Here is a 7,535-nt window from a genome sequence, read left to right on the forward strand (position 1 = left end):
CGTCGCGGTACTCCGCCTGCAGGCGCGACGCCTCGCCTTCCTGCGCCCCGCCGGCGGCGACGGCAGGCGAGGAAGCCGAACAGGAGGGCAAGGGCGGCCGGACGCATCAGTCCCGATGATAGGGCGATCCGGCCAGGATGGTCACGCCCGGTACAGCTGTTCCGCCAGCATCGCCCGGGCCAGGGCGTGCGGCCAGGTCTGCGGCCCGAACGCCAAGGTCGAGGCGGCCGCGGCCCGTACGCTCGCGTCCAGTCCGTCGGCCCCGCCGATGGCGAAGACCAACCGCCGCTCGCCCCGGTCGCGCAGCTCGGCGACATGGTCGGCGAAGTCGCGGCTGGAGAAGGTCTTGCCCCGTTCGTCGCAGGCGATCAGGTGCGCGCCCTCGGCGGCCTTCAGGATCAGTTCGGCCTCGGGGCCCTTGCCGGGCTTGCGGGGCTCCAGGTCGATCAGCTCCAGCGGCCCAAGGCCCAGCACGCGTCCGGCCAGGGTGGCGCGCTCTGCGTAGTCCGCGGCCAGCGCCGCCTCGGGCCCGCGGCCCGGCTTGCCGATGGCGATGACGCCCAGCTTCATCCGATCAGAAGATCAGGCGCGGCTGTCGACGCGGTGGCCGCTGTCGACGGACCAGATCTTCTCGATGTTGTAGAAGGCGCGGACCTCCGGACGGAACAGGTGGACGATGACGTCCCCCGCATCCAGCAGCACCCAGTCGCAGTGCGGCAGGCCGGACACCTTCACCTTGCCCAGGCCCTGGTCCTTGAGCACGCGCTGCAAGTGGTCGGCCAAGGCGCCGACATGGCGGTGCGAGCGCCCGGACGCCACGATCATGGCGTCGGACATGGGGCTCTTGCCCCGCAGATCGATCAGGACGATGTCCTGCGCCTTGTCGTCGTCGAGCTTGGACAGGATGGCCCGTTCGAGTTCGGTGGAGCCGACCGGGAGGGGAGCCTGCTGACCGTCTTCGGGGCGGATGGCCGCGAGGGCGTCCATCTCATGCGCCGTATTCGAAACGGCGGCGTCATGCGCATCGTGCGCGGGCGAGGGGGTCAGCGGAGGGCTCCGGGGAGATTACTAAAGCGGCAACCTAGCACGAACGGCCTCCGGCGTCACGTGTTCCGGGATCGCGCCGCCGCGCGCAGCGCCGTCGATGACCTCGGATTGAGCGGCGCGGTCAGGTAGGTCCAGGCGGGTGCAGGCATGTCGGCCAGTCGCCGGGCGCGGCCGGCGGGGATGCCGGGCCCCGGCGAACCGCGCCGCCGCCGGCGCGGTGCGGCTGTCCAGCAGCGACCCTGGCCGGGCCACCACCGCCATCGGCATCAGCCGCATGATGTCGGTCCAGCCCCTCCATCGATGAAAGCTGGCCAGGTTGTCCGACCCCATCAGCCAGACGAAGCGGACGCCCGGGTGCCGGTGGACCAGGGCGCGCAGGGTGTCGATGGTCCACTGGGTTCCGACCCGCGTCTCGAAGTCCGAAATGATCATCGACGGTCCCGAGACCGCCTGGCGGGCGGCCTGTTCCGCGGAGGCCATCCGCTCGGTCAGGGGCGCGCTGTCGCGGGCGTCCTTCAGCGGGTTCTGGGGCGAGACCAGCCAGACCACGCGGTCCAGGCCCAGGCGGCGCAACGCCGTCTCGGCCACATGGGCGTGGCCGTCGTGGGCGGGATTGAACGAGCCGCCGAAGACGCCGACCGCCATGCCGGGCCGCAGGTCCAGGCCGTCGCGCAGCCCCCCTGAACGGGGTCCGAAGGCTCTCGGCGCAGGACCGGCGTGGAAGAAGGACAAGGCGGGCTCGGACGACTTATGCTCATGCGTGCCCTAACATGGGCGTGGGGGCCTGTCGCCTATGTTCAGTCCCCGGTCGACTTCCCTGCTCGCTTGAAGGTGTCGCCCACCTCCGTCGCGTCCGGGCCGTCGGGACCGGCCTTGCGGCGCGACTGCTCGCCGACCCGCTTGACCTCGGCGTCGGAGGCGCTGGCGTCAGGGCGGCCCAGCGGAATGGCGCCGTTGGCCTTGCGGCCGGGCGTCTGGATCGGCTTGTCGTCGCTCATGACGGCCTCCTTTCGGAAGGAAAGGGCCGGGAGCCGGGAGCGTTCCGTCAGGGCGTCGGGAAGGACCCTGGCGTTTCCACGATGGTCAGGGCCGCCAGCCGCCCGGGGTCTCGACCGGGACTTCCTCGTCGTCGACCAGGCGAATCTCGCCGCGGGTCTTGCGCACCTCGTTCCAGGCCGCGCGCAGCAGCTCGGTGACGCCCTCGCCCGACACGCCCGACACCAGGAAGGGACGCTTGCCGGCGGCGGCTTCCAGCGCGCCGGCCTTCTCCTCGCGCTCCTCCGGCGACAGGGCGTCGATCTTGTTCAGCGCCAGGATCTCGGTCTTGTCCGCCAGTCCTGCTCCATAGGCGTCGAGCTCGCCCCGGATGATCCGATAGGCGCCGACGACGTCCTCCTGGGTCCCGTCGATCAGATGGATCAGCGAGGCCGAGCGCTCGACGTGGCCCAGGAACCGGGTCCCCAGGCCCGCGCCTTCCGAGGCGCCTTCGATCAGGCCGGGGATGTCGGCGATCACGAACCGCTCGGACGGGCTGAGGTCCACCATGCCCAGGTTGGGGGTCAGGGTGGTGAAGGGATAGTCGGCGATCTTGGGCCGGGCCGCGCTGGCGGCCGCCAGGAAAGTCGATTTGCCGGCGTTGGGCAGGCCCGCCAGGCCGATGTCGGCGATCAGCTTCAGCCGCAGCCAGATCCAGCGCTCCTGGCCCTCCTGGCCGGGGTTGGCGTGGGTCGGGGCCTGATTGGCCGGACCCTTGAAGCGGGTGTTGCCCCAGCCGCCGTTGCCGCCCTTCAGCAGCAGTTCGGTCATGCCGGCCCGGTCCATGTCCAGCAGCACCGTCTCCTTGTCCTCGTCCAGCACCTGGGTGCCGACCGGGACCTTCAGGATCACGTCCTCGCCCTTGCCGCCGTGCATCTGGCGGCCCTGTCCGTGGTGGCCGGTCTGGGCCTTGAAATGCTGCTGGTAGCGGTAGTCGATCAGGGTGTTCAGGCCCTCGACGGCGGTGATCCAGACGTCGCCGCCCTTGCCGCCGTCGCCGCCGTCCGGACCGCCGTTCGGGATGAATTTCTCCCGCCGGAACGAGACGGAGCCGGCGCCGCCGTTGCCCGAGCGGATGTAGATCTTGGCCTGATCGAGGAACTTCATCGCGGGCTTATGCCGGAAGAGAGCGGCGAATTACAGGCCGGGTGGCGGTCGTCGCCCGCCGCGAACCCCCAACCGGTTCCGGCAGCCGCGCGAGTTCCGGCGCCTTGCGACTTCCGGCGCATCACCTCAGGCTCCGGGGCGTGAGGATTTCGCCCGAGAGCCTGGTCAGCCTGACGACGCCCTTCAAGACGTCCGACGAGGCGCGGAAGGAACGGCTCGCCGCCGCAGCCGAGGCCAAGGCCCGTGACGCCAAGACGGCGCTGGAGACGTTGAGCCAGCGCCGGACCCAGGCCTCGGAGGGGCGCAAGGCCGCGGCCCGCAAGAAGATCGAACAGCTGAAGGCGCGGCTGGAGATGCTGCAGTCGATGGCCGCGGCCGATCCGAAGGGGACCGCGCGCCTGGCCGCCCAGCTGGCCCGCGAACTCGGTGCGGCGGTGAAGGAGTACGCGGCGGCGGGCGGCTCCGCCTCCGGAATGAGCGCTGGCGGCCCGCCCCGCGGCGCCAGCGTCCGACGCCGTTCCTGCGGGCGAGCCGGCGCAGACGGCCGGGAGCGACGCGGCTCCGTCGTCCGACGACTCAGCCGCGAGCGACGGAACGGGCCACTCCGGCGACACCAGGCCCTCGGACGGCAAGCCCGCCAATCCCTACCAACAGGCCGTCGACGAACAGAACGCGCGGGCCGCCGAGATGTCGCGCCGCAGCGGGGAGCAGAAGGCCGACGCCGACGTCATGGCCGATGTCCGCAAGATGGCCGCCGAGCTCAAGGCGCTGGTCCGTCAGGCCACCGAGCGCGCCAGGGTTGGAGACGACGACGCCTTGTCCCAGCAGGAGGCCTCGGCGCTCGACAAGGCCGTTTCCGTGATGGACCAGGACGTCAGTCAGGCCAGCGCCGATTTGGGCGGCGGCCTGGTGTCGCTGCTGGTCTAGAGACGGCGAAGCCCTTCGCTGTCGCCGGCCCCTACAGGACGCCGACGCCCTTGAGCCAGGTCTCGACCAATCCGGGCCAAACCGTATCGGGGCTCTCACGCCGCCGAAGACCGAAGGCGTGACCGCCCTTGGCGAACAGATGCACTTCCGCCGGCACGTCGGCGGCGTCGAGCGCGCGGGCGTAGAGGGTGCTGTTGCAGATGTCGTCCACCGGGTCGTCCCAGGCCTGCAGCAGGAAGGTCGGCGGAGTTTGGCCGGTGACGCGAAGGCCCGGGTCCATCACGCCGCCGCGGCGGCAGATGTGGCCGGGGAAGAAGGCGATGGCGAAGTCCGGGCGGCTGCTGACCTGATCGACAGCATCGACGGGATCATAGGCGGGCTCGAAGATGTTGCTGGTCTGAGCGACCAGATAACCGCCCGCCGAGAAGCCCATGACGCCGATCTTCCGGGGGTCGAGCTTTAGCTCCGCCGCCCGCGACCGGACGAGGCGGATGGTGCGCTGGGCGTCCTGAAGGGCTCGCGGAACGCGCGGCGTGATGCTGCAACGGCACTCCGGGTTCCAGTAGTGGTTGGTGCCGGGCACCCGGTATTTGGAGAGGATGCAGGTGATCCCCTTGGAGGTGATCCAGCCGCAGATTTCCGTGCCTTCCAGCGTCAGCGCCAGCGCCCGGAAGCCGCCGCCCGGAAAGACGACGATGGCGGCGCCGGTGTTGGGAGCCCTGGGCGGGAACACCGTCATGGTGGGGATGCTGACGTCGAACGCGGCTTGCGAGGTCGAGCCGTCGACGGCCTCCGGCGTGTCCGCGGTCAGGACGCTCTCGGGCGGACGCGACCAGTCCGCCATGTCCGGGGCCTCTCCGGGCCAGATCGGGGTTTGGGTCAGGCCCTCGGGCTGTCGCCAGGCGCCGATGCGGGCGCCGATCTCCGGCTGGGCGGCGGGGGGCGACTGGGGTGCTGGACTGGCGTCCGGCTTACCGGCCCAGGCAATCGCGCCCGCGATCGCCGATACCCCCAGAATGGCGCTCGCGATCAGGCTTGTTCTGAGCATTGAAGCCTCCCCGTCGCCGGAAAATCGGCGTTCGGGGAGGCTATCGGGGGCCAGGGAACGTCACAAAGGACGATAAGTCCGGCCTGCCGCGAGATAATCTCATGGCAGGCCGGGATCCGCGGATCAGGCCTTGGCCCAAACGCCGAACGGATCGCTCCACGGCATGTCCAGCGCCTCGGCGACGGCCGGATAGGTCAGCTCGCCCTTCAGGACGTTCAGGCCGCGGGCCAGGTGCGGATCGGCCTTCAGCGCGTCCAGGCCCCTGTCCGCCAGCGCCAGGCCGAAGGGCAGGGTGGCGTTGTTCAGGGCTTCCGACGAGGTGCGCGGGGCGGCGCCGGGCATGTTGGCCACGCAATAGTGGACCACGCCGTCGATGACGTAGGTCGGGTCCTCGTGGGTCGTGGCGTGGCTGGTTTCGAAGCAGCCGCCCTGGTCGATGGCGACATCGACCAGCACCGAGCCCGGCTTCATCAGCTTCAGGTGCTCTTTCTTGATCAGCTTGGGTGCCTCGGCGCCGGGAACCAGGACCGCGCCGATGATGACGTCGGCCTTGACCAGTTCTTCCTCGATCGCGCCGATCGAAGAATAGCGGGTGATCACCGGCCCTGGGTCACTTCGTCGATATAGGCCATGCGCGGGATCGAGCGTTCCAGCACGACCACCTCGGCGCCCAGGCCCATGGCCATGCGGGCCGCGTTCAGGCCGACGACGCCGCCGCCCAGCACCAGCACGCGGGCCGGGGCCACGCCCGGCACGCCGCAGAACAGCAGGCCCATGCCGCCGTTGTGCTTCAGCAGGGTTTCGGCGGCCGAGAAGACGGCGATGCGGCCGGCGACTTCCGACATCGGCGCCAGCAGCGGCAGGCCGCCCTTGGCGTCGGTGACGGTCTCGTAGGCCACCGCCGCGCACTTGGACGCCAGCAGGCCCTTGGTCTGCTCGGGGTCCGGCGCCAGGTGCAGGTAGGTGAACAGGATCTGGTCCTCGCGGAGCATCTCCCACTCGACCTTCTGGGGCTCCTTGACCTTCACGATCATGTCGTTGTTCGCGAAGATCTCGGCGGCGGTGGCGACGATCTTGGCGCCGGCCTTCTTGTAGTCCGCGTCGGTGAAGCCGGCGCCCAGGCCGGCCCCTTCCTGGATCGAGACTTCGTGGCCGCGGGCCACGTACTCGCGCACGGCGGTCGGCGTCAGGCCGATGCGGTGCTCGTTCTTCTTGATTTCCTTGGGGACGCCGACGCGCATGGGATTTCCTCTGCCTGAACGATGACGGGCCGCTCTGCGCCGGCCGCGTTTCGCGCGGCAATCTAGCGGTCGTTCCCGCGCAGGTTCCTGTTCTTTTTGCCGACTGAACGTCATAAAGTCGCAGAATCTGCGAACGAGGCTGCAATTGAAGACGATTTCCGCCGTCGCCCTGGACGACACCGACCGTCGCATGATCCGCGCCCTGCAGGGCGACGGGCGCATGACCAACGCCGACCTGGCCAAGGCGGTGAACCTGTCCGAGAGCGCCTGCCTGCGCCGCCTGCGGGCGCTCGAGACCGAAGGGGTGATCAGCCGCTACGCCGCCATCATCAACGAGCGCGCCGTCGGCCTGCCGATCAGCGTCTTCGTGACCGTCACCCTGTCGTCCCAGGCGGAGGCGTCCCTGACCGCCTTCGAGACCGCCATCTCGACGGTGCCCGAAGTGGTCGAATGCTATCTGATGACCGGCGGCTCGGACTATCTGCTGCGGCTGGTGGTTCGCGACGTCGACGACCTGGAGCGGGTCCACTCGCGCGAACTGACGCGCATCCCCGGCGTCACCCGGGTGTCTTCCAGCGTGGCGATGCGGACGGTGGTGAAACGCGGCGCATTACCGGTTTGACACTGGACCCCGGCTAGTCGGCCCGCCAGTTTGAGGAGGTGGCCCACGCGCTTTTCCAGACCCTGACCGCCGGCGGCCGGATGGAACGGCACCGGCACGGCCATGCCTACGCCGCCTTGGTGCTGTCCGGCGGCTATGTCGAAGCGGGCGACCGGGGCCGGTTCCGCGCCTCGCCGGGCCAGGTGCTGATCCACGGGGCCTGGGAGTCGCACATGGACGCGGTGTCCGCGTCCGGCGCCAAGGTGCTGAACCTGCCGTTCGCGGACCCCGTGATCTTCGGCGCCGGCCGGGTGGCCGACCCCGATCTGATCGCACGCGCCGCCAGGCGCGACATGATTGAAGCCGTCGGCTTGTTCCGGGAGACGCTCCGCCCGCTGGCGCCCGCGCTGGACGACTGGCCCGACCAGCTGGCGGCCCTGCTGCGGCGCGAATCCGACGTCCGGCTGGAGACCTGGGCCGACGCCGCAGGCCTGGCCCCCGAGACGGTCAGCCGCGGCTTCCGCAAGGC

The 7,535-nt window shown here is 70.2% G+C and carries 7 protein-coding genes and 3 pseudogenes; 3 read left to right on the forward strand and 7 right to left on the reverse strand.

What is annotated here, in order from left to right:
• Positions 1-106: 106 nt before the first annotated feature.
• From rlmH to obgE, 5 genes and pseudogenes are all read right to left on the reverse strand, one after another.
• Positions 107-570: pseudogene (gene rlmH, locus AC2W7C_RS10800) on the reverse strand (23S rRNA (pseudouridine(1915)-N(3))-methyltransferase RlmH).
• A gap of 12 nt (positions 571-582) precedes the next feature.
• Positions 583-987 carry a ribosome silencing factor gene (gene rsfS, locus AC2W7C_RS10805; protein ID WP_486001448.1) on the reverse strand — a complete coding sequence of 135 codons (405 nt, stop codon included), beginning with the start codon at positions 985-987 and terminating at the stop codon, positions 583-585.
• A gap of 81 nt (positions 988-1,068) precedes the next feature.
• Positions 1,069-1,779: a nicotinate-nucleotide adenylyltransferase gene (locus AC2W7C_RS10810; protein WP_486001449.1), complete on the reverse strand. Its 711-nt coding sequence runs from the start codon at positions 1,777-1,779 to the stop codon at positions 1,069-1,071.
• Between the two features lie 65 nt (positions 1,780-1,844).
• Positions 1,845-2,045, reverse strand: coding sequence for a hypothetical protein (locus AC2W7C_RS10815; protein WP_486001450.1), 201 nt, complete (start codon positions 2,043-2,045; stop codon positions 1,845-1,847).
• Positions 2,046-2,130: 85 nt separating this feature from the next.
• Positions 2,131-3,189, reverse strand: coding sequence for a GTPase ObgE (obgE, locus tag AC2W7C_RS10820; RefSeq protein ID WP_486001451.1), 1,059 nt, complete (start codon positions 3,187-3,189; stop codon positions 2,131-2,133).
• A gap of 687 nt (positions 3,190-3,876) precedes the next feature.
• Here obgE and AC2W7C_RS10825 point away from each other — a divergent pair.
• Positions 3,877-4,116: a hypothetical protein gene (locus tag AC2W7C_RS10825; protein WP_486001452.1), complete on the forward strand. Its 240-nt coding sequence runs from the start codon at positions 3,877-3,879 to the stop codon at positions 4,114-4,116.
• Positions 4,117-4,147: 31 nt separating this feature from the next.
• Here AC2W7C_RS10825 and AC2W7C_RS10830 read toward each other — a convergent pair whose 3' ends face one another.
• Entirely contained in the window at positions 4,148-5,164 is a 1,017-nt protein-coding gene (locus AC2W7C_RS10830; RefSeq protein ID WP_486001453.1) for an alpha/beta hydrolase, read from the reverse strand.
• A 123-nt stretch (positions 5,165-5,287) separates the two neighbouring features.
• Positions 5,288-6,405 (reverse strand): annotated as a pseudogene (gene ald / locus AC2W7C_RS10835) (alanine dehydrogenase).
• Positions 6,406-6,559: 154 nt separating this feature from the next.
• Here ald and AC2W7C_RS10840 point away from each other — a divergent pair.
• Positions 6,560-7,027, forward strand: coding sequence for an Lrp/AsnC family transcriptional regulator (locus tag AC2W7C_RS10840; RefSeq protein ID WP_486001454.1), 468 nt, complete (start codon positions 6,560-6,562; stop codon positions 7,025-7,027).
• Positions 7,028-7,065: 38 nt separating this feature from the next.
• Positions 7,066-7,535, forward strand: a pseudogene (locus AC2W7C_RS10845) (AraC family transcriptional regulator); the annotation flags it as partial.

The sequence above is a fragment of the Brevundimonas sp. CURTG3B2_SDJG genome (assembly GCF_057364705.1).